This window comes from Providencia sp. PROV119, assembly GCF_028482435.1.
Taxonomy (GTDB): domain Bacteria; phylum Pseudomonadota; class Gammaproteobacteria; order Enterobacterales; family Enterobacteriaceae; genus Providencia; species Providencia stuartii.
Window position 1 is genome coordinate 14955 of the sequence record NZ_JAMPQL010000001.1, and the last position, 21175, is coordinate 36129.

Genomic DNA, 21175 nt, shown 5'->3' on the forward strand with positions numbered 1-21175 from the left:
CTTAGAAGACTCATCACTGGCAGATATTATTTTTCAGCAGCTTTGCGTGCTTGCTCTACCCAACCATCAAAAGTGGATTGGTGGGCTTTGATCCACGCATCGGTGTGACGGCGAATATCCGATTGCGAAGCTTCTCCATTATGCATTCTCAAGTTTTGTGCGTTGATATCTGCAATAGGGAGTTTCATGATCTCGAATAACTTAGCTGCCGCAGGGTTCTTTTCGGCCCATTTTTTATTGGCGACGATATGCATTGTGTTTGGTGGGAAGCCGTAATTTTTACCGTTCGGTAATGCGGTGTCGGTTTTGTCACCATTTGGCATTGATGAGAACGGTACTTCTAACCAAACCACATCACGACCTGGTTTGAGCACATCACTGATCCAGTAAGGCGTCCATGTGTAGTACAGGATAGGTTTACCTTCTTTGTAACGAGTGATGGTGTCTGCCATCATAGCGGCGTAGTTGCCTTGATTGTGCTCAACGGTTTTTTCTAAACCATAAGCTTTTAGATGGTTGTTAATCGCCGCTTCACAGCCCCAGCCTGGGTTACAACCCGTTAGGTCTGCTTTACCATTACCATCGGTATCGAATAATTTGGCTATTTTTGGATCTTTTAACTGATCAATATTGGTGATTTTGTATTTTTCGGCGGTTTTCTTATCGATGAGATAACCTTGTGCCGCATTCACGACATAATCACCTTGGCGGTAAAAGACCTTATCCCCCCCTGCCGCGTTATATTGTGCATCATGTAATGGCACCCAGCTTACCGCCAAATAGGTTGCATCCCCATTGGCAATGGAAGCATAAGCCACATTGTAGTCGACCTCTTTAATCGGCTCGACTTCATAACCGAGTTTCTCAAGGGCTTTTGCCACTAACAGCGTTTGGAACGTTTCTTCGCTGATGGTACTTTGTACCGGGGTGATTTTTACCCCTTTACCGGGAAGATCTTCTGCATGAGCAAATGGAACGGCAAGTAAGGCTGTCAGGGCAGTTGCCAATATCATTGGTTTTTTCATTATTGATACCTCTGTTTGTCGTTTTGGCTTGCCTTGGCAAGCGAAGAGCCGATTGTCGGCTCTATCGTGAATAGAAGAGCAAAAACTTAATGTGATTTTCGGCTAAATGGGCGCGTGATAAGGCCGATGGGGCCTTGTTGATACCAGCGAGTTGAGGCTTTACTACGCGAATTTTTGCCAAGTGACTGCGTTAATCGGTCAAGCACAATCGCGAGGATAACAATGCCCACACCACCAACGGACGCGAGTCCCATATCGAGACGACCGATACCACGTAATACCATTTGACCTAAGCCACCGACGGCAATCATGGAGGCGATAACGACCATGGAAAGTGCTAACATCAAGGTTTGGTTAACACCAGCCATAATGGTTGGCATCGCCAAAGGCAGTTGGACTTTAAAGAGTAGCTGACGAGGGCTGGCGCCGAAGGATTCTGCTGCTTCAATCAAGTCTGCGGGAACTTGTTTGATACCTAAAATAGTCAAACGGATAATAGGTGGTAGCGCAAAGATGATGGTGACGACAACACCGGGCACATTACCAATACCAAAAAGCATAACAATCGGTACTAAATACACGAATGCTGGTGTTGTTTGCATCGCATCAAGGATCGGCCTAACAATGCTGGCGGCTTTATCACTACGGGCTAGCCATATGCCGAGTGGTAAGCCAATAATTAAGCAAAAGAGTAACGAGGTTAGCACCAGGGAGAGTGTTACCATCGCTTCTGACCAAGCCCCGATAGCACCAATCACAATCATCGACACAAATGTTGCAATGCCCATGACACGGCCTGCCAGTTGCCATGCTATCAACGCAAATAAAATAATCGCAATCGGTGACGGTAGTGAGGTTAAAAGCTGCTCAAAGCCGCTAAGGATAAAATCAATAGGAATACGGATCCCCTGAAAAACAGGACGGAAATGCAACACGATCCAATCAATAGCCTGAGTGACCCAAGAGTCAAGTGGGATCAGAGTATGTTGAAAAGGATCCATAATATCAAAATGTTCTGTATTTATTCCCTCAGTGGGAGCCGCATCCAGCCAATCGCTTCCGCCTGTATCTGACGGTGTTGAAGTATCTGCTGTACTTCCCCACGGATCACTCTCTGTTGATGTTTGGCTTTCGGAACTTGTTGACCAAGGGTCGCTGCCTGAAGTGGTATCCGTCGCATTATTTTGTTGCGATGTCTCATCTGCTTGGGTTTCTGCCCACGGATCCTGATAGTCAGCTTTACGCTCATTCGTGTTATTGCTCATTAGAAGTCTCCTTATCCAGCGCCTGTAGTAGCATTCCCTTCGATATCACACCAAGATAGCGATTTTTTTCATTAATAACGGGAACGGCGCAGGGAGCTTGTGCAACGGTTGAGATGACCTCATTGAGTGGGGTTTCTCCCTGAATTGGTTCTATGCTAGAAATCACCGCTGATTCAATGCCTTGGTTGTTTTGTAGCGCTTTTTCGAGTGATTCAACAGATACGACACCTGCAAATGTGTGTCCTCGAGAGATGAGATAACCATAGTATCGGTCATCATCATTAAGCACTTTCAATGCGGAACGTGGGCCAAAACCAGGCGCAATATGCAATAAGGCATCGGCTCTTCGTCGCGCAATATCTTTGGCACTAAAGACCTGACTAATATCAACACCACGGAAGAAGGTTTTGACGTAATCATTCGCGGGATTATTGAGTATCTCATCGGGAGTGCCTATTTGCACAACGACACCACCTTGCATGATGGCAATTCGGTCTCCTATGCGCATGGCTTCATCAAGGTCGTGGGAGATAAACACAATGGTGCGTTGTTTATCACCTTGAAGAGAGAGCAACTCATCTTGCATTTCGGTTCGGATCAAGGGATCTAACGCAGAAAAGGCTTCATCCATTAACAAGATATCGGGATCATTTGCCAAGGCTCGTGCAAGACCAATACGCTGCCTCATACCGCCGGATAATTCATCAGGATAAGAGTAAGCCCATTTTTCAAGGTTAACTTGTCGAAGGGCATCCATTGCTTTTTGATGACGTTGCTCTTTTGAGATCCCCGAGAGTTCCATACCAAAAGCGGTGTTATCGAGAACATTCATATGTGGCATGAGCGCAAAGGATTGGAACACCATACTGATTTTTGTGCGTCTGACCTGACGTAGCGCTTTTTCTGAAATATTCGAGATATCTTCACCATCAATCAGCACTTGTCCGCTGGTGGGTTCAATTAGGCGATTGAGAAGCCGTACCAATGTTGATTTCCCAGATCCCGAAAGCCCCATCACAACAAAGATTTCACCCTCATTAATGGCTAAATTTGCATCTTGAACACCAACCGTTTGGCCTGTTTTTTCAAAGATATCATCTTTGCTCATTCCTGATTCTAAAAGTTTGAAGGCTTGATCAGGGTGTTCCCCAAAAATTTTATATAAATTTTTAACTTCTAATTTTATTGGCATACAGTAATTACCCATTTTTCAATTAATAAATTGTTCAAAGCACTTATCGAATGAAACTGGTCTTTTTATCAATTGGCCAAAACTCGATTATCAGCTTTAGACTATTGGTTGAAAATATTTAGGGTAGATATTCCTATTTCGCTTAAGGTGAATTTAATAATTATGATTTGAATTCAACGGCTCCACTTAAAATTATTAGAAAAATAAACAAGTAATATAACCTAGCATAATAAATTGAGCTGACAACCCTTGGTTAAGGAGTATTAATCAAAAAAATAGCGAGTAAAAATAGAATACAAATTAGGAAAGTGTTGTTTTTATGGGATTCAACATTAAGGTGATTTATTTTCAAAATAAATAGGTTAACGTTTTGTTGTATATACATTTATTTTACTATTGTGCATTTGAAAACTAACCATAACAAATTAAAAAGAATAGAGATTATAACGGTTAGGTCAATTAGCAAATAAAATTGAAAATAATTTCAATATAAGGCCTTATTGATTAGTTATATTAATTAATTTTTAATCGAAAATACTTATTCTTAAAAATTATTGCCTGATATGCATATTAAAAATGAATTATTTAACAGTAAAACATGTAAATTTCGAGTTATCATGATGGTTTTTTATACTAAAAGATATCCCGCAAAATAAAGTTATTATTATTCAGCGGGATATGCTTATTTAGGATGTTTAAAACAATCGGTTAACTAAATTGATTGATTAAAAATCCCAATCATCATCTTCGGTGCTTACTGCTTTGCCAATGACATATGAAGATCCTGAACCCGAAAAGAAGTCATGATTCTCATTTGCATCCGGTGAAAGTGCCGATAATATTGCTGGGCTAACATCAGTAACCACATCGGGAAATAGGGCTTCATAACCTAAATTCATTAATGCCTTATTGGCATTATAATGAAGGAACTTTTTAACATCCTCTGTCCAACCAACAGTGTCATATAATTCTTGTGTATAATTCACTTCATTTTCATATAAATCAAAAAGTAAACTGAAAGTAAAATCTTTAATTTCCTTCTGTGTTTTTTCATCATATTTTAATAAGGATTTCTGAAATTTATAACCAATATAATAGCCGTGAATTGCCTCATCACGAATAATTAAACGAATGAGATCGGCAGTATTGGTTAACTTGCCTCGACTGGACCAATACATAGGTAAATAGAATCCCGAATAAAATAAAAATGATTCTAAAAAAACACTTGCGACTTTTTTCTTTAATGGATGTGAATCACAGTAATAAGACATAATGATTTTTGCCTTATTTTGTAGCGCAGAATTTTCTTCACTCCAACGATAAGCATCATCAACATCGCTAGTTGAGCAAAGCGTTGAAAATATAGAACTATAAGAGCGAGCGTGTACTGCTTCCATAAAACTGATATTTGATAATACCGCTTCTTCATGTGGTGTAAGGGCATCGGACATGAGGCTCGGTGCGCCAACGGTATTTTGAATTGTGTCGAGCAGCGTTAACCCAGTAAAGACTCGGATAGTTAACTGTTGCTCGGCAGCCGTTAATGTATTCCATGAAGAGATATCGTTTGATAGAGGTATTTTCTCTGGTAACCAAAAGTTGGTGGTTAAGCGGTTCCAGACCTCCAAATCTTTATCATCTTCGATTCGATTCCAGTTGATCGCTTTAACTGGTGCAGATGAAATGTGCGTTGTCATACTGATTTTCCTTTTAAAGCGTACATGAAACACAACCGTCAATTTCTGTGCCTTCTAGGGCGGTTTGGCGAAGCCTAATGTAATACAAGGTTTTTATACCTTTACGCCACGCGTAGATCTGAGCGCGGTTGATATCGCGAGTTGTTGCATCGTCTTTGAAGAACAAGGTTAGAGATAGCCCTTGGTCGACATGTTGTGTGGCAACGGCATAGGTATCGATGATTTTTTCAGGGCCAATTTGATAAGCATCTTGATAATATTCAAGGTTATCATTATTCATAAATGGGGCAGGGTAGTAGACGCGACCTATTTTCCCCTCTTTACGGATCTCTATCCGGGCAACTATCGGGTGAATACTCGATGTTGAGTTATTGATATAAGATATTGAACCAGTAGGCGGAATTGCCTGTAAGTTTTGGTTATAAATACCGTGCTCCATCACTGATTGTTTCAATGATAGCCAATCCGCCTGAGTTGGAATTTCGATGCCCGAACGTCGGAATAATTCCTGAACGGTTTGTGTTTTTGGTAGCCAGCTTTGGTTGATATATTTATCAAAATAACGACCATTGGCATACTCAGAATGCTCGAAACCTTTAAAAGTGGCTTTGCGTTCAATTGCCAATTGATTTGAAGTTTTTAAAGCATGATAAGTGATGGTATAAAAATAGATATTAGTGAAATCAAGCGCTTCTTCTGAACCATAGTGGATACGCTCTCTTGCAAGATAGCCATGTAAGTTCATTTGCCCAAGCCCAATGGCGTGGGATTGATGGTTACCTTGTTCGATAGAAGGCACTGAGCGAATATGGCTCATATCGGAGACCGCCGTTAGCGCTCTGATCGCAATGGCAACGGATTGGGCAAAATCGGGAGCATCCATCATTTTGGCTATATTCATGGAGCCTAAGTTACAACTGATATCTTTCCCGACTTCGCGGTAACTTAAATCGTCTTCATAGAAGCTAGGGCGATTAACTTGCAGAATTTCTGAGCACAAGTTACTCATATTAATGCGTCCCGCTATTGGGTTCGCACGATTCGCCGTATCTTCAAATAAAATATAAGGATAACCAGACTCAAATTGGATTTCGGCGAGGGTTTGGAAGAATTCGCGTGCGTTGATTTTGTATTTTTTTATGGCCTTATTATTGACCATCTCATGATATTTTTCTGTCACGCTGATTTCTGACATGGGAACGCCATATTCACGTTCAATATCATAAGGTGAAAACAGATACATCTCTTTATTTTCTTTCGCCAATTGGAAAGTAATATCAGGGATCACTACACCAAGTGATAATGTTTTAATGCGAATTTTTTCATCGGCATTTTCCCGCTTAGTATCCAGAAAACGCATGATGTCAGGGTGGTGAGCATGCAGATAGACAGCGCCTGCACCTTGTCGCGCCCCTAATTGATTTGCGTAGGAAAAGGCATCCTCTAACATTTTCATGACCGGAACGACGCCAGAGGATTGGTTTTCGATCAGCTTGATCGGCGCGCCTTGTTCCCGCAGGTTGGTCATCAGAAAAGCAACACCACCACCACGTTTTGATAGCTGTAGCGCTGAATTGACGGAACGACCAATTGATTCCATGTTGTCTTCAATACGCAGTAAGAAGCAGGAAACCAGCTCTCCGCGTTGTTTTTTCCCACAGTTAAGGAAAGTAGGGGTGGCCGGTTGAAAGCGTCCACTGATAATTTCGTCGACTAAATAGCTAGCAAGTGCTTGATTACCTTGAGCGAGTGTTAGCGCAACCATGCAAACACGATCTTCATAGCGTTCAAGGTAACGTTTGCCATCAAAGGTTTTTAAGGTGTAGCTGGTGTAGTATTTGAATGCACCTAAAAAAGTTTGAAAACGGAATTTATGTGCATAGGCTTGCTTAAAAAGCTTCTTGATAAAGGCAAAATCATATTGCTCAATGACTTGTGGTTCATAATAATTTTCATTAACTAAGAAATCGAGCTTCTCTTTTAAGTCATGAAAAAAGACAGTATTTTGATTTACATGTTGGCGAAAATAGTGGTGAGCCGCTTCTTTATCTTTCTCAAACTGGATCTCGCCCGCACTGTTGTACAAATTCAACATGGCATTAAGTGCATGATAATCAACAGTGGTCTTGTTTTTGGTGTTTTCCATTGAATTAGCTCTAATTATGTCTTTGTTGCCAAAAGGCATTTAGTCCATCACGGACACGTTGCACATCGCGCTCCGTGCCTAATAATTCAAATCGATATAAGTAGGGAACTTGGCACTTTGTGGCGATGATATCGCCCGCAATCGCATAAGCTTCGCCAAAATTAGTGTTACCAGCGGCAATAACCCCACGAATTAATCGTCGATTTGATTCAATATTCAAAAAACGGATCACTTCTTTCGGAACTGCACCTCGGCTGCCACCTCCCCCATAGGTCGGAAGGAGCAGGACAAATGGCGTGGTGGCAATGATGCTGCTTTGTTGTTCACCGATAGGCAAACGCGTTGCTGGCAGCCCAACCTTTTCAACAAAACGGTGACAGTTGCCAGAACGGCTCGAAAAATAGATGAGTGATTCCGTTTGCATAATCCGCTCCTAAGCTGAAAGGCGGCTGATCATATCAGGGCGAAAGCCGGACCAATGTTCTTGATCAGCAACGACAACAGGAACTTGCTGGTAACCCAATTTGCGAACAAACTGTAGAGCTTCATCATCTTGAGTGAGGTCGATGACCTGATATGGAATGCTTTTACGTTCTAGGGCTTGGTAAGTGGCATGACATTGAACGCAGTCGGGTTTACTGTAAATCGTAATAATGGCCATATTAAGTACCTTTAGGTGTACTGAATACTATCAGTAGTGTGATGATTGGTATTTAAAGACTATATATAGATCTAATTTTTTTCAACCACACAATATATAGTGGTATGGAAATATTGAATGATAATTATTCTAATTAATGGCTAGGTAGTTATTTATATTGGAAAATTAAATTTTGAGGATTTGAATAGTTCTGTTATCAAGTCTGAGAAAAAATATTATTGCCAAGTAGAAATAATACAGTTTATAACTGTATATACGATCAGATAATCGCACTCTCTTAAGGGGATATTATGTATTGTCAATATTTGGCTGCACCGGAAAAATTTCCTAAACCGTGGGTACAAATCACGGCGGATGACGAGGGGGTAACCAGTATCTATTTTGTTGAGCAAAAGAGTTATCCAGAACAGAAAAATACGCATTCTGAGTTGTGTGTTAAACAACTGACAGAATATTTTAACCATCAACGTAAAGAATTCACGGTAAAGTTAAATCCACAAGGCACTGAATTTCAAAAGAAAGTATGGGGGCACCTTTGTAGTATTCCTTTTGGTGAGCGTTGGAGCTATAAGGATCTGGCTTTAAAACTCGGTTCTGTGAATTATTGCCGCGCGGTGGGGATGGCAAACTCACGTAATCCGATTTCGTTGATTGTTCCTTGCCATCGCGTATTAGGTCATGACGGCAAGCTGGTCGGCTATACCGGAGGGTTAGATATCAAGGATTGGTTATTAGCGCATGAAAAGGAATATGCTAATTAGTTCAGTGAGTTTAATATTATTATTGGGATTAATTACTATTATAAAGAATAATTCATGTTAAATGAGAAATTTATCCCAATAAATAATATTTTTTTATATATTTTGTCAATTTTCGTGATCTAGGTTGTAGACAAGTTACTTGTATATCTGTTGTACTGAACCTGACACTGATGGTGTGTCTATTTTTATTTAAAGGTAATAATTTGATGTCTAAAGTTAAAGGTAACGTTAAGTGGTTCAACGAGTCTAAAGGTTTCGGTTTTATCACTCCAGAAGATGGCAGCAAAGATGTGTTTGTTCACTTTTCTGCTATTGCGAGCGAAGGTTTCAAAACCCTAGCAGAAGGTCAGAAAGTTGAATTTGAAATCACTGAAGGTGCTAAAGGCCCATCTGCTGTAAACGTTGTCTCTCTGTAATTTAAACAAATAGAAACGAACAGCCTCTAAACTCGCCCCAGTTCATCTGGGGCGAGTTTTATTTGCCTCTTAGATTTTGGGGCACAAACAAAAAAGCCTCGAATTTTCGAGGCTTGATAGACAGGGTGATAAACGTCGTGACTATTTAACTTCTTCGCCTTTGGCTTGTAGGTCTGCATGGTAAGATGAGCGTACGAACGGACCACAAGCCGCGTGGGTAAAGCCCATCGCCATAGCCTCTTCTTTCATTTCATCAAATTCAGCAGGGCTAACATAGCGCTTAACCGGAAGGTGATGGCGGCTTGGTTGGAGGTACTGACCAAGCGTTAGCATGGTAACGCCATGACGGCGCAAATCGCGCATTACTTCAATAATTTCTTCGTTAGTTTCACCTAAGCCAACCATCAAACCTGATTTGGTTGGGATGTCTGGATGCGCTTCTTTGAACCTTTCAAGTAGCTTTAATGACCAATCATAATTTGCGCCGGGACGTACTTGACGATAAAGACGCGGCACATTCTCAAGGTTATGGTTAAATACATCCGGTGGTGTTTCGGTCAAGATCTCTAAAGCACGATCCATTCTGCCTCTAAAATCTGGCACTAATGTTTCGATTTTAATCGAGGGGCTTTTTTCACGAATAGCGCTAATACAATCTGCAAAGTGCTGTGCTCCGCCGTCTCGTAAATCGTCACGATCCACCGAGGTGATCACGACATAGCGAAGCCCCATATCTTTAATGGTTTGAGCAAGTTTAACTGGCTCGTTAGCATCGGGTGCATTTGGGCGGCCATGGGCAACATCACAGAATGGGCAACGGCGTGTACAGATAGCACCGAGGATCATAAAAGTGGCTGTACCGTGATTAAAACATTCAGATAGGTTAGGGCAAGAGGCCTCTTCACAAACAGAGTGCAGGCCATTTTTGCGCATAGCGGCTTTGATCCCCTGAATACGGGTCGAGTCAGCCGGTAACCTAATTTTCATCCAATCAGGCTTACGTAGAATCTCTTCACGTTCTGTAACAACGTTTTTAACAGGGATCAGCGCCATTTTATCGGCGTCACGATATTTAATTCCGCGTTCTATCTGAATTGGTTTACTCATAATTATACCGGTTCCAGTTATCTTTTTGAGTTATTGGATAAGTTGATACTAGGAATAAAAGTATGGGAGCCGTGACTTATCCATTAAAATTTTTTTTAAAAATGTTAAAAAATTATAGCATCATTATTGAACAATATGAAATCCCAGTGTGTCACAGAACTGTTCAATTAGCACGGGTTGAACATCTGGTAATGTCAGGTTGGGAATGAAATGACACATCTGTGTCATCTTTAATTGCGAATAACCACAAGGGTTGATGCGGTTGAAAGGTTCTAGATCCATATTGATATTGAGCGCTAATCCATGGAAAGAGCAACCTTTTCGAATGCGTAGACCTAGCGAACAAACTTTATCACCATTGATATACACGCCGGGGGCATCAGGGCGTGGATAAGCTTCAATTTGGTAATGTGCAAGTGTCTTCACAACCGTCGTTTCAAGAGCCGTGACTAAATCGCGAACGCCTAACTTGTTACGTTTGAGATCAAGCATGACATACATCACTTGCTGACCAGGGCCATGATAAGTGACTTGGCCGCCCCTATCACTTTGGATCACGGGGATCTCTCCGGGAGCGAGCAGATGTTCAGCCTTACCTGCTTGGCCTTGGGTAAAGACGCGAGGATGTTCGACAAGCCATAGCTCATCGGCGGTCTCTTTGTCGCGGTTTTCAGTGAACTGGTGCATCGCATCAGAAACGCGTTGATAAGGGGCAAGCCCTAATTGACGTACAATAATGGTTCGTGCTGACAATGTTTTAACATCCACATTAGAAATGTGCCAGTAGTATAACGCTGGTAGCGGGTTATCGCCAGTTTTGTCATGTTATGAAAATGTTATATTGAGGGTTGACGCAATCTATTTGTGTTATGCAAAGTAACCTGTAACGCTATCTAGCGGGAAAAAAGGCAGGTATTTGGACCCAGAAACGGTGAAAGTTTTTATATAGGGGGAGTAATATAAAAGATGTTAGGAAAAAACCGAGTGGGTTTAAGCCACCCGATTTTTGATAAGACACAAAGTGAATTACAGAACCATTCTAACGCGCTCTAATGCACCAAGCTCTTCATATAATTTTTCGATTTGCTCAATATGCGTTGCATTAATGGTAATCGAAACGGAGTGGTAATTGCCTTTGCTACTCGGCTTCACTTCTGGAGAATAGTCGCCCGGAGCATGGCGCTGAACCACTTCAACGACCTGATCAACCAGCTCCGGCTCCGCTAATCCCATCACTTTGTAAGTGAATGAGCAGGGGAACTCAAGTAGTTCGTTTAATTTCGTTTTCATGGGCGCTCCTAATAACAATAATAGTGTTTGAAGGGGGATTCCCCCCTTCAAACTTTCAGATATACACTATATGGGGATGATATATATCTGATTCAAGGGTTAGCCAAACCAGCGATGGAACAGTAACTTAATATAGTCAATTAAACGACTGAAAAAGCCACCTTCTTCCACATCTTTCAGCACGACCAGAGGGCGTTGTTCGATGGTTTTACCATCAAGTTGGAAATTAATAGTTCCAACTGCTTGCCCTTTTTTCAGTGGTGCTTCTAGCTCGGATGTTGAGATATCATAGCTTGCTTTAAGATCTTTTAAACGTCCACGAGGGATAGTTAAGAACAGATCTTCTGTTACCCCAAGTTTAACGTTATTTTCATCACCAAACCAAACAGGCTCGGAGGCAAACTCAACCCCCGCTTGTAGCGGCTTGACGGTTTCATAAAAGCGGAAGCCATACGTGAGCAGTTTTTTACTTTCTGCATCACGGCCTTTCATACTTTTACCGCCCATTACGACGGAAATAAGGCGCATTTGGCCCTCTGTTGCGGAGGCAACTAAATTATACCCCGCAGCATTAGTGTGGCCTGTTTTAATGCCATCAACTGAGAGACTTTTATCCCATAACAAACCATTACGGTTAGTTTGGCGAATATTGTTAAAAGTGAACTCTTTTTCTTTGTAGATAGCATATTCATCGGGAACATCACGTATCAGAGCCTGTCCGAGTAATGCCATGTCACGTGCTGAGCTATATTGGCCTTCAGCATCTAAACCATGAACGGTTTGAAAATGGGTATTTTGTAAGCCCAGTTTGCTGACGTAGCCATTCATCAATTGGATGAAATTCGCTTGGTCACCCGCGACATAGTCCGCCATGGCAACACAAGCATCGTTACCTGATTGTAAGTTAATTCCACGAGTTAATTGAGAAACACTCACGCGGTCGCCGGGTTTCAGGAACATTAATGAGGAACCCTTAAATATTGGGTTACCTGTTGCCCATGCATCTTCGTTGACAGTGACAATATCCTCTGCACCGATTTTGCCTGACTTGATCGCTTGACCAATAACATAGCTGGTCATCATTTTAGTCAAACTCGCAGGGTCACGGCGTTGATCCGCATTCTTTTCAGCAAGCACTTTACCTGAGTTGTAATCAATCAAGATATAGGCTTCTGCATCAATTTCAGGTACTGCTGGAACAGGGCTATTTGGGAATGGCTCGTTAGCATTTGCCTGTGTCATAGTGAAAAGTAGCGATGCACCTAGCAAGGTATGACGAAGGGTGCGTGATGGGGCAAAATTTTTCATGTTTGTATTGTTACATCCGGAATTCGGTTAACACAAGGAGGCGCAGTTTAGCAAAAGTACAAGGATTGATTAATGCTTGCGCCAATGTTTTTACAATATTTTATACAGATCACACTTCAAGTTACTAGTCGGTTATCGAGCAAATAAAAAAGCCCCTTGATATGTTTAGGTTAAGAGGCGTCATTATTGTTGGTACTGATAATTTGAATAGTGATGAATACCTACCTTATGGAGCGACAACCATCGACGTTTGATTTAGTTCAGCCTGAATTCGGCCTTGTAGATCCACAGCCTGTTGCCTATCTGCAAATGGCCCTAATTGAACACGATAAATATTGTTGTAGGGCTGTAAGCGGCCGGGAACACCAAACTGACTTTTCAATTTTTCCAACATAGTTTTGGCGTTGCTTTGATTTCCGATAGCACCAACTTGAACTAAATAACCTCTTTCAGGAACGGCAGGAGTACTTGGCGTCGCTTGAGGGGCTTCTGGCTCAGGGGTTTTTAAGCTGCTTTCAGGCACAACGGGCTCCATTGGGGCTGTTGGCTGTTTCACGGGGAGCACATTTTCAGGGGTTGGTAAATTTTCCATTACAGGCGTTCCCATTGGGCCGGAGCCTAGCTGAGGGCGCCCTGGCAGGGCATAACTTTGTTTAACAAAGTTTGAGCCAATCGTACCTGGTCCTGATAGAGAGCCATCTTGAGCGACTTGGATAGCATCAATTTTGATGCGTGTGGTTGGCATTAAATTGAGGCGATCAGCAACGGCGCGAGAAACAGCGATGCTTTTGCCTTGTGTATAAGGGCCTCTATCATTCACACGAACAACCATCATTCGGCCATTCATCATGTTAGTGATACGCACATAGCTTGGAATAGGTAAAGTCGGGTGGGCTGCTGTTAATTCAATAGGGTTAACTCGCTCACCAATTGCTGTCATATTCCCTGCTGACTCTGAACCAAAGATAGAGGCATAACCTACTTGTGAAAATTGCGATGCGTCGCGAACAATTTGGTATTGCTGGCCGTTACGCTGATAGTCACTGTTGGCTGTTGGGTGAAAAGGCTCATAATGAGGCTCTGCGCCAAGCACGTCTTGAGCAGGTACAGCCGGTACATTACTAGGCTGCTTAATGTTCTCTTCTGTGACACAACCACTAAGCAATGCAGTCGTAATGCCAAGCATAATCCATTGAAAACGCATACTAAGCCTCTTTTATAAACTCTTGGAAAGAAATTTTCTGTGTGTATGAATAGACATGATAATACCGAATCCGGCCATTAAAACAATCAGTGCCGATCCCCCATAACTGACGAGCGGTAGAGGTACTCCAACCACAGGTAAGATACCACTAACCATGCCAATATTAACGAATACATAAACAAAGAGGATCAACATTAAGCCACCAGCCATGACGCGACCAAAGGTGTTTTGTGCGTTTGCTGCGATATAAAGCCCACGCATGATCAGTAACAGATATAAGCCGAGTAAGACCAATACACCAATTAAGCCAAGCTCCTCCGCTAATACGGCAAAAATAAAGTCAGTATGGCGCTCAGGTAGAAACTCAAGCTGTGATTGTGTTCCATGTAGCCAGCCTTTACCCATCAGCCCCCCAGAACCAATCGCGATTTTTGATTGGATAATATGATAGCCAGCGCCTAATGGGTCGGTTTCAGGGTCGAGTAGCATCATGACGCGGGTTCGTTGGTAATCATGCATCAAGAAAAACCACAATAGCGGAATAAAAGCGGCAAGGGCGGTTGCGGCGATAGTGATTAAACGCCAGCTCATTCCTGCTAAAAAGAGCACAAATATCCCCGATGCGGCAACTAAGATAGAGGTACCAAGGTCGGGTTGGGCGGCAACTAACAAGGTAGGCGTAAAAATAAGCACGAGCGCTATCATGGTATTTTTTAGTGATGGCGGACAGAGGTCTCGGTTCATAAAGCGTGCCACCATCAAAGGAACCGCTATTTTAGCAATTTCGGAAGGCTGGAAGCGGATAATCCCCAGATCGAGCCACCGTTGTGCCCCTTTACTGATTTGCCCGAAAACATCGACAAAAATTAGCAAAATAACGCAAAAGATATATAAATGAGGGGCAAGGTTTTCATATAGGCGCGGAGGAATTTGTGCCATGATGATCATGACGATAAATCCTGAAGCGATTTGCCCCAATTTTCTTTCCATCATTTCAGGGTCTTGCCCGCTAGCACTCCACATAATAAACGCACTGTAAGCAAGTAACGCTAAAATAATTAACAGCATAGGCACATCGATGTGCAGGCGCGCTGAGAGTGATAATTTTTTCTTATCGTCTGTCATAGTGTTAACGGTCTTCCTCAGTGCCTGTTGGTACGCTATTAACCTCTATTTTATTATCACCTAATAAAACATGGTCAAATATTTGCCTAACGATATCGCCAACAGAAGGGCCAGCGCCACCATTTTCTAAAATAATGGCGACCGCAACGGTTGGTTTATCGTAGGGGGCATAGGCAATCATTAGTTTATGATCGCGTAAATGCTCGGCTAACTTGCTGGCGTTATAGGTTTCGTAACTAAACACCTGAGCAGTTCCTGATTTCGCTGCTGCCTTATATGGCGTGCCGATAAAACTACGTCTTCCTGTACCGTTTGGTGCATTGGCGACACCGTACATTCCTTGCTTCGCGAGCTCCCAATAACCTGAATGGATATCACCAATCTGAGCCGTCTCTTTATCTTCGTAAGGCACCATCGCATTGCCGAGCTTGGTGCCATACAATAAATGAGGGGTTTTCACTTGACCGTCATTGATGAGTGTCATCAAGGCTTTTGACATTTGAATTGGCGTTGCGGTCCAGTAGCCTTGTCCAATGCCGACAGGTATAGTATCCCCTTGATACCAAGGTTTTTTATAGCGTTTTTGCTTCCACTCTCGAGTCGGCATAATACCTGCTCGCTCTTCGGCAAGGTCGATACCAGTATAATCGCCAAAGCCAAATTTCTTCATCCAATCGGATATTCTATCAATCCCCATATCATAGGCGACTTGATAGAAGAACGTATCCGCAGACTCAATGATTGACTTCACCACATTTAATTTGCCATGCCCCCAACGCTTCCAGTCACGATAGCGTTTTTCAGAGCCTGGAAGCTGCCACCAACCTGGGTCAAAGATAGTCGTTGAAGGGGTGATCACCTTTTCGCTTAACGCCGCAACCGAAATAAAAGGTTTTACGGTTGAAGCGGGAGGATAAAGGCCTTGAGTTGTTCGGTTAATTAACGGCCTATCAGGGTTGTTTAAGAGTGCTTGATAGTCTTTGTTTGATATACCGTTAACAAATAAGTTCGGGTCATAGCTTGGGTTAGAGACCAATGCCAATATTTCACCATTGCGCGGGTCAGTGACAACCACCGCGGCACGACTCGTTGTCAGCAGTTTTTCAATATAAATTTGCAGTTCAAGATCGATAGTTAAGTAGATATCTCGGCCTGCTTGCGGCGGTTGCTCATGTAGCTGGCGGATAACACGCCCGCGGCTATTCACTTCAACCTCTTCATAGCCTGTTTTCCCATGCAACACATCTTCATAGTAGCGCTCGATGCCTAATTTACCGATATCATGGCTGGCGGCATAGTTAGGCAGTTTTCCTTCTTTATCAAGGCGCTCTACGTCTTTATCGTTGATCTTAGCAACATAACCAATAACATGGGTTAATGCTGAGCCATAAGGATAGGAGCGACGTTGGTAGCTTTTTACTTCAAGCCCAGGGAAACGGTATTGGTTAACGGCAAAGCGCGCTACTTGTACTTCGTTTAGCTGTGTTTTTAGGGGGATAGAGGTAAAACGGCGGGAGCGTTTACGCTCTTTTTCAAAGTTAGCAATATCCTCATCGGTTAGACCGATGACATCACGCAGTTTATCCAGCGTGTCTTGGAGATCGGCCACTTTTTCAGGCACAATTTCTAATTGGTAAAAGGTGCTATTTAAGGCTAATTGTCTGCCATTGCGGTCATAAATAATCCCGCGGCTAGGGGCAATGGGAACGAGTTTTATCCGGTTATCATTCGATCTTGTTTGATAATCCTCGTGGCGAACAACTTGTATATGATAGAGATTAGTAACAAGAACAGCAGTTAATAGCACAATGACGCCGAATGCAATTAATGCTCGGCGAATAAATAACATTGATTCTGCTGTATGGTCGCGAAAAGGGGTGCGTTGATTTTTCATCCCACTGCCATATTGAACATATTAAAAACTGACTATTCCCGATGATAAGGGTGGTTAGTCGTAATACTCCACGCACGATAAAGACTTTCTGCAACAAGTACTCTAACAAGAGGGTGGGGCAGTGTCAGTGGAGATAATGACCAACTTTGCATGGCGGCTTCTTTACAAGCAGGTGCAAGTCCTTCAGGGCCACCGATGAGCAGGCTAACATTGCGACCATCTTGTTTCCAATTTTCAAGTTGGTTAGCAAGTTTTGGGGTATCCCACTTCTCACCGGGTATATCCAATGTGACAATCCGATTACCTTTGCCGACGGCTGCCAGCATCAGTTCACCTTCTTTCTCGAGAATGCGTTTAATATCTGCGTTTTTCCCGCGTTTCCCTGCTGGGATCTCAATCAGTTCGAAAGGCATATCTTTAGGGAAACGATGGAGATAATCCATAAAGCCGGTCTGAACCCAGTCCGGCATTTTTGTACCTACAGCAATGAGTTGTAATTTCAAACTCAGCTCCAGAGTTTCTCAAGTTCATACATACGACGGCTTTCGTCTTGCATGATATGAACAATAGCTTCACCAAGATCAACCACAATCCAGTCAGAAACCCCTTGGCCTTCAACACCGAGTGGGTGCAAGCCATTTTTACGGCAAGCTTCAATTAACCGGTCTGCAACAGACATTAAGTGACGACTTGATGTCCCAGTGCAGATGATCATTTGATCAGTAATGCTTGATTTACCATGAACATCGATCGAGATGATATCTTCAGCTTTTGCATCGTCAAGCTGATTGATAATAAATTGTTGGAGTTCAGTTCCTTGCAAAAGGTTCACCTTTTATTCTAATTATACTCAGCCAATACATAATGCCAGTAGCTATCCCTTAGAAGTTATTGGCGCCACTAATTAGGAGACAACTCGAAGTATGACGGGTATAACGTTAAACACTGTTTGTAATATACCTGTTAAGGCAGGGACATTTTACCCTAGATTTTCAGAAAAATCGGCTAAATTATTTTATATTCCTTAAGGTGTGTGATTTATATGAATAACTGGCGTTCAGGGCAAGAAATTTGTACAAACTTTACAAAGTGATAAATCAATAATCAGCCATCGTGAGTTTTATCTCGCAAAGCAAAGGAGCCATGCGTGGAATCAATAATGTTTAATGTTGTTCTGTTTGGGGATGTTGAATTTCCTGCCGAGGATATCACCTCATTAACGGAGTCACATATTAAGTTGATTCCCATTACGGCCCTGACAGAGATAAAGTTTGCATATCAAGGGGTAATTTGTGATGAGGGAGCTCGTCAGCAACTCCTTGAACAACTTCCTGAAAAAACACCACTGTTAACCACGCAGGAATGGTCATGTCCAGAGCATCTCGATCGGTTTCTTATTCAACTGTATACCGGATATCGATTAACGCAATTAGCTAAGAATTTAACGCACCACCAAATTATTTGTTTTCACAGTCGTCATAAATATTTATTGATGGCTTATTCCCCGAAGGGATATAAAGCAACAGGTAAATTTGTGGCGGGTATTCAAAAAAATAGCGAACTCACTGAGGTTTACACCCAATATCGTCATCAACTACTGGATATTTTAGCCACAACACCAGCTCGCAAGTTACAAGTCAATGCGCTTCAACATATACAAGGCTATTTTAAATATAAAGCGACAAGAGATGAAAAAGTCCGTTTGGGGTGGCTAATCAATGATTATCAAGCGGGTTATCTTTCTATTAATAATCCGTTATCGATGATATTGCAGTTGCTCACTCAATACCCTGATAGTTATATCAGTGAGCAACTTTACTTATCACCATATCCGGGATGTGAAAAAATCAGAGCATTACTTCAATTTTGATAGAGGTGCTGCTGTTTGATATAAGCCATGACAGAAGCGGGGATCAAATCATCATTTAGATGGCCGGCACTTAAGCTATGACGGATTTCGGTGGCTGAAATATCAATGAGTGGCGTATCACCAAGGAAAATATAACCGTTCGGTGCTTGGCTCAGCTTATTGGTATCCTCTGTTCTGTGTTTTTTTAACCATGCTTGCATTTGCGGCTCACTGAAATTGGTCGCATAACCGGGGCGTGAGCAAACTAATAAATGGCATTTATCCAACAGCTGTTCCCAACCATTCCATGTATGGATCGACAATAACGAATCTTGACCAATAATGAATGCTAACGGCTGCTCTGGCCCCATCTCAGTACGTAATGAGGTTAAGGTTTCTATCGTGTAGGATGGGCTATTACGCTCAAGCTCTCTGGTATCGATGGTAAACAGCGGGTTATCTTGTATCGCTAGACGTACCATGTCTAATCGTTGAGCTGGGCTAGCTTCTGGTTGAGGTCGGTGCGGCGGCACATGATTTGGCAACAAAATCACTTTTTGTAAGCCAACTTGCTTGGCTAATGCTTCTACTGGGCGTAGATGGCCATAATGTATCGGGTCAAATGTCCCACCAAATAACGCTTGAAGGCCTTTGGTCTTAAAGGTCATGGATAAAACTCTCTGGTAAGGCTTTGGTACATACTAACATAGACAAGGATTGTAGGTCAGGCCACACCGAGTGGCTAAAGTCTTGTTTGGCATGTAGCTCTGCTTGTGTTAGCAACAAAAGTGCGGATTGTAATTGATGTAAGCTTAGACGTTGTAATGCTGCGCTCAATAATGGTCGGCGGCTTTGCCAAATCTTATGCTGATCAAACAAGGTTTTTAATGGCGTGGTAACCGATTGGCGTTTTAATGTCAGTAGTAGCATTAATTCACGTTGGATAGCCCGTAAGAGGATGACTGTTTCAGTATCTTCACGTTGAAGCTGTTCGAGAATATGCCAAGCGCGCCGTGATTTGCCGGCTAATAAGGCATCAACCCAATGATACGGCGTAAAATGTGCAGCATCATTCACGGCAGTTTCGACACGTGGCAAGGTTAATTTACCATCGGGGTAGAGTAGCGATAATCGCTCAAGTGCTTGTGCCAACGCGAGTAAATTCCCTTCATAACAGTAGCAAAGGAGTTGGTTGGCCTCTGTTTCTAAAGAGAGCTGCATATTGTGCGCCCGTTTTGCAACCCATTGAGGTAGGCGCTGATATTCAGGCGTTAGACAACTGATATAGACAGCTTCATGGCTGATAGCTTTAAACCAAGCACTGTTTTCTTGTGCTTTGGTGAGTTTTTGCCCGCGAAGCAATAGCAGGATATCTGGGTGAAGAAGTTGAGATAATTGAATCAGCTTTTCCGCCATGGCAGCACTAGGGCCATTTTCTGGCAGGATCAACGTCAGTGATTGACGGCTTGTAAATAGGCTCAGGGCTTGGCAGAGGCTGAATATTTCGTCCCAATCAGTGTGCTGTTCAAGTGAAAAGGTGAAATGCTCTTCAAACCCTTGAGTTTGAGCCGTTTTTCGGATGGCATCTTGGCTTTCTTGAATTAATAGGGGCTCATTGCCCCAGATTAAATAGCGGCCTCTCAGAGACTCTTGTAACTGAGAGGTCAACTGTTCAGGATAGATACGGATCATTATGGTTCAACAACAGGAACAACAGCTTTAGCGTTAGCTTTCTCAAGTTCGGCAGTATGAACAATTAACAGTTTACGGACTAATATCCGCGCTGCTTGTTCCCGCATCTCTTGTTTAACCAATTCATTTTCAGCATCTTTTGCAAGAGCTTCTAATGGGTTATCAAAGAAAGTACGCTCAACTTGGCTTTGTAACGGGTAAACCGAACCATTTGGCATCATGACTTGAGCATTGAGCACAAAGGTCAATTGTTTCTCTGCCGCTTTACCATCTTGGTAAATCGATACGGTTTCTGTTTTTTCTGACGATCCCGTAATTTTTAAAATTGGGATATCAGCGCTGCCATTTTCAACAAGCGTCACATTATTGAGTCTGAGTTGCTCCCTAACGGCTCTGGTTAGAGAGCTATAAGGTGCATTAGAACTTAACTGTAACGTCTTCAGTTCCTCAGGGATCTGTGTCGTTCCTTGAAGGCGAAAACCGCAACCTGCGGTGACTAGCACCGACAGGCTCAGTAATAAAGTTATCAGATAGCGCACCTGG

At 42.5% G+C, this 21175-nt stretch carries 22 protein-coding genes; 3 read left to right on the forward strand and 19 right to left on the reverse strand.

Annotated features, from left to right (window positions below):
* Nucleotides 1-26: 26 nt before the first annotated feature.
* The 7 genes from proX to nrdH form a co-directional block, all read right to left on the reverse strand.
* Entirely contained in the window at nt 27-1025 is a 999-nt protein-coding gene (gene proX, locus PSF11_RS00065) for a glycine betaine/L-proline ABC transporter substrate-binding protein ProX (protein WP_053110342.1), read from the reverse strand.
* An 86-nt stretch (nt 1026-1111) separates the two neighbouring features.
* On the reverse strand, nt 1112-2290 hold the full coding sequence (gene proW, locus PSF11_RS00070) for a glycine betaine/L-proline ABC transporter permease ProW (protein ID WP_014657705.1): 1179 nt from the start codon (nt 2288-2290) through the stop codon (nt 1112-1114).
* Nucleotides 2280-3482, reverse strand: coding sequence for a glycine betaine/L-proline ABC transporter ATP-binding protein ProV (proV, locus tag PSF11_RS00075; protein ID WP_004917599.1), 1203 nt, complete (start codon nt 3480-3482; stop codon nt 2280-2282). Before proV ends, proW begins: the two co-directional genes overlap by 11 nt.
* A gap of 725 nt (nt 3483-4207) precedes the next feature.
* Nucleotides 4208-5179, reverse strand: a complete 972-nt coding sequence (gene nrdF / locus PSF11_RS00080; protein ID WP_004917602.1) for a class 1b ribonucleoside-diphosphate reductase subunit beta — start codon at nt 5177-5179, stop codon at nt 4208-4210.
* A 13-nt stretch (nt 5180-5192) separates the two neighbouring features.
* Nucleotides 5193-7325 carry a class 1b ribonucleoside-diphosphate reductase subunit alpha gene (gene nrdE, locus PSF11_RS00085; RefSeq protein WP_071599640.1) on the reverse strand — a complete coding sequence of 711 codons (2133 nt, stop codon included), beginning with the start codon at nt 7323-7325 and terminating at the stop codon, nt 5193-5195.
* A gap of 10 nt (nt 7326-7335) precedes the next feature.
* Nucleotides 7336-7749: a class Ib ribonucleoside-diphosphate reductase assembly flavoprotein NrdI gene (nrdI, locus tag PSF11_RS00090; RefSeq protein WP_004917606.1), complete on the reverse strand. Its 414-nt coding sequence runs from the start codon at nt 7747-7749 to the stop codon at nt 7336-7338.
* A 9-nt stretch (nt 7750-7758) separates the two neighbouring features.
* Nucleotides 7759-7986 (reverse strand): glutaredoxin-like protein NrdH, encoded by a 228-nt coding sequence (gene nrdH, locus PSF11_RS00095; protein WP_014657707.1) that lies wholly within the window; start codon nt 7984-7986, stop codon nt 7759-7761.
* Between the two features lie 290 nt (nt 7987-8276).
* Here nrdH and PSF11_RS00100 point away from each other — a divergent pair, with 290 nt between their 5' ends.
* Complete coding sequence (locus PSF11_RS00100) at nt 8277-8747, forward strand: methylated-DNA--[protein]-cysteine S-methyltransferase (protein ID WP_004917609.1); 471 nt, start codon at nt 8277-8279, stop codon at nt 8745-8747.
* 206 nt (nt 8748-8953) lie between these two features.
* Nucleotides 8954-9163, forward strand: a complete 210-nt coding sequence (gene cspE / locus PSF11_RS00105; protein ID WP_014657708.1) for a transcription antiterminator/RNA stability regulator CspE — start codon at nt 8954-8956, stop codon at nt 9161-9163.
* Nucleotides 9164-9304: 141 nt separating this feature from the next.
* Here the strand turns inward: cspE and lipA are convergent, their stop codons facing one another.
* From lipA to rsfS, 9 genes are all read right to left on the reverse strand, one after another.
* Nucleotides 9305-10270: a lipoyl synthase gene (gene lipA / locus PSF11_RS00110; RefSeq protein ID WP_004917612.1), complete on the reverse strand. Its 966-nt coding sequence runs from the start codon at nt 10268-10270 to the stop codon at nt 9305-9307.
* A gap of 123 nt (nt 10271-10393) precedes the next feature.
* Complete coding sequence (gene lipB, locus PSF11_RS00115) at nt 10394-11038, reverse strand: lipoyl(octanoyl) transferase LipB (RefSeq protein WP_014657709.1); 645 nt, start codon at nt 11036-11038, stop codon at nt 10394-10396.
* A 258-nt stretch (nt 11039-11296) separates the two neighbouring features.
* Nucleotides 11297-11560, reverse strand: coding sequence for a DUF493 family protein YbeD (gene ybeD, locus PSF11_RS00120; RefSeq protein WP_004917614.1), 264 nt, complete (start codon nt 11558-11560; stop codon nt 11297-11299).
* 99 nt (nt 11561-11659) lie between these two features.
* Complete coding sequence (gene dacA, locus PSF11_RS00125; RefSeq protein WP_004917615.1) at nt 11660-12868, reverse strand: D-alanyl-D-alanine carboxypeptidase DacA; 1209 nt, start codon at nt 12866-12868, stop codon at nt 11660-11662.
* A gap of 226 nt (nt 12869-13094) precedes the next feature.
* Nucleotides 13095-14072 (reverse strand): endolytic peptidoglycan transglycosylase RlpA, encoded by a 978-nt coding sequence (gene rlpA, locus PSF11_RS00130; protein WP_004917617.1) that lies wholly within the window; start codon nt 14070-14072, stop codon nt 13095-13097.
* Nucleotides 14073-14084: 12 nt separating this feature from the next.
* Nucleotides 14085-15197 carry a peptidoglycan glycosyltransferase MrdB gene (mrdB, locus tag PSF11_RS00135; RefSeq protein ID WP_004917618.1) on the reverse strand — a complete coding sequence of 371 codons (1113 nt, stop codon included), beginning with the start codon at nt 15195-15197 and terminating at the stop codon, nt 14085-14087.
* A gap of 4 nt (nt 15198-15201) precedes the next feature.
* Nucleotides 15202-17091 carry a peptidoglycan DD-transpeptidase MrdA gene (gene mrdA, locus PSF11_RS00140; protein WP_004917620.1) on the reverse strand — a complete coding sequence of 630 codons (1890 nt, stop codon included), beginning with the start codon at nt 17089-17091 and terminating at the stop codon, nt 15202-15204.
* Between the two features lie 32 nt (nt 17092-17123).
* Nucleotides 17124-17594 carry a 23S rRNA (pseudouridine(1915)-N(3))-methyltransferase RlmH gene (rlmH, locus tag PSF11_RS00145; protein WP_004917624.1) on the reverse strand — a complete coding sequence of 157 codons (471 nt, stop codon included), beginning with the start codon at nt 17592-17594 and terminating at the stop codon, nt 17124-17126.
* A 2-nt stretch (nt 17595-17596) separates the two neighbouring features.
* The gene (gene rsfS, locus PSF11_RS00150) at nt 17597-17923 is read right to left on the reverse strand and encodes a ribosome silencing factor (protein WP_004917626.1); all 327 of its coding nucleotides are present in this window, start codon (nt 17921-17923) and stop codon (nt 17597-17599) included.
* A 315-nt stretch (nt 17924-18238) separates the two neighbouring features.
* Between rsfS and PSF11_RS00155 the strand changes: the two genes are divergently transcribed.
* Nucleotides 18239-18961 carry a YbgA family protein gene (locus PSF11_RS00155; RefSeq protein WP_225829595.1) on the forward strand — a complete coding sequence of 241 codons (723 nt, stop codon included), beginning with the start codon at nt 18239-18241 and terminating at the stop codon, nt 18959-18961.
* On the opposite strand, the gene nadD is transcribed toward PSF11_RS00155, so the two are convergent.
* The 3 genes from nadD to lptE are packed head-to-tail and all read right to left on the reverse strand — an operon-like array spanning nt 18952 to nt 21171.
* Nucleotides 18952-19608: a nicotinate-nucleotide adenylyltransferase gene (gene nadD / locus PSF11_RS00160; RefSeq protein ID WP_004917630.1), complete on the reverse strand. Its 657-nt coding sequence runs from the start codon at nt 19606-19608 to the stop codon at nt 18952-18954. The two genes, PSF11_RS00155 and nadD, sit on opposite strands and share 10 nt — an antisense overlap.
* The gene (holA, locus tag PSF11_RS00165; RefSeq protein WP_061064332.1) at nt 19598-20632 is read right to left on the reverse strand and encodes a DNA polymerase III subunit delta; all 1035 of its coding nucleotides are present in this window, start codon (nt 20630-20632) and stop codon (nt 19598-19600) included. Before holA ends, nadD begins: the two co-directional genes overlap by 11 nt.
* Nucleotides 20632-21171 (reverse strand): LPS assembly lipoprotein LptE, encoded by a 540-nt coding sequence (gene lptE / locus PSF11_RS00170; protein ID WP_014657715.1) that lies wholly within the window; start codon nt 21169-21171, stop codon nt 20632-20634. The genes holA and lptE overlap by 1 nt, the downstream gene beginning before the upstream one ends.
* Nucleotides 21172-21175: the final 4 nt, after the last annotated feature.

What these genes read in the sequence shown, in the direction of transcription:
- nrdI (WP_004917606.1), bottom strand. Translation starts at nt 7,749, where the DNA reads ATGCAAACGGAATCACTCATCTATTTTTCGAGCCGTTCTGGCAACTGT.
- proX (WP_053110342.1), bottom strand. Translation starts at nt 1,025, where the DNA reads ATGAAAAAACCAATGATATTGGCAACTGCCCTGACAGCCTTACTTGCC.
- nadD (WP_004917630.1), bottom strand. Translation starts at nt 19,608, where the DNA reads ATGACCTTTAAGACCAAAGGCCTTCAAGCGTTATTTGGTGGGACATTT.
- mrdA (WP_004917620.1), bottom strand. Translation starts at nt 17,091, where the DNA reads ATGAAAAATCAACGCACCCCTTTTCGCGACCATACAGCAGAATCAATG.
- mrdB (WP_004917618.1), bottom strand. Translation starts at nt 15,197, where the DNA reads ATGACAGACGATAAGAAAAAATTATCACTCTCAGCGCGCCTGCACATC.
- cspE (WP_014657708.1), top strand. Translation starts at nt 8,954, where the DNA reads ATGTCTAAAGTTAAAGGTAACGTTAAGTGGTTCAACGAGTCTAAAGGT.
- proV (WP_004917599.1), bottom strand. Translation starts at nt 3,482, where the DNA reads ATGCCAATAAAATTAGAAGTTAAAAATTTATATAAAATTTTTGGGGAA.
- lipA (WP_004917612.1), bottom strand. Translation starts at nt 10,270, where the DNA reads ATGAGTAAACCAATTCAGATAGAACGCGGAATTAAATATCGTGACGCC.
- rlpA (WP_004917617.1), bottom strand. Translation starts at nt 14,072, where the DNA reads ATGCGTTTTCAATGGATTATGCTTGGCATTACGACTGCATTGCTTAGT.
- nrdF (WP_004917602.1), bottom strand. Translation starts at nt 5,179, where the DNA reads ATGACAACGCACATTTCATCTGCACCAGTTAAAGCGATCAACTGGAAT.
- nrdH (WP_014657707.1), bottom strand. Translation starts at nt 7,986, where the DNA reads ATGGCCATTATTACGATTTACAGTAAACCCGACTGCGTTCAATGTCAT.
- nrdE (WP_071599640.1), bottom strand. Translation starts at nt 7,325, where the DNA reads ATGGAAAACACCAAAAACAAGACCACTGTTGATTATCATGCACTTAAT.
- dacA (WP_004917615.1), bottom strand. Translation starts at nt 12,868, where the DNA reads ATGAAAAATTTTGCCCCATCACGCACCCTTCGTCATACCTTGCTAGGT.
- proW (WP_014657705.1), bottom strand. Translation starts at nt 2,290, where the DNA reads ATGAGCAATAACACGAATGAGCGTAAAGCTGACTATCAGGATCCGTGG.
- PSF11_RS00100 (WP_004917609.1), top strand. Translation starts at nt 8,277, where the DNA reads ATGTATTGTCAATATTTGGCTGCACCGGAAAAATTTCCTAAACCGTGG.
- holA (WP_061064332.1), bottom strand. Translation starts at nt 20,632, where the DNA reads ATGATCCGTATCTATCCTGAACAGTTGACCTCTCAGTTACAAGAGTCT.
- ybeD (WP_004917614.1), bottom strand. Translation starts at nt 11,560, where the DNA reads ATGAAAACGAAATTAAACGAACTACTTGAGTTCCCCTGCTCATTCACT.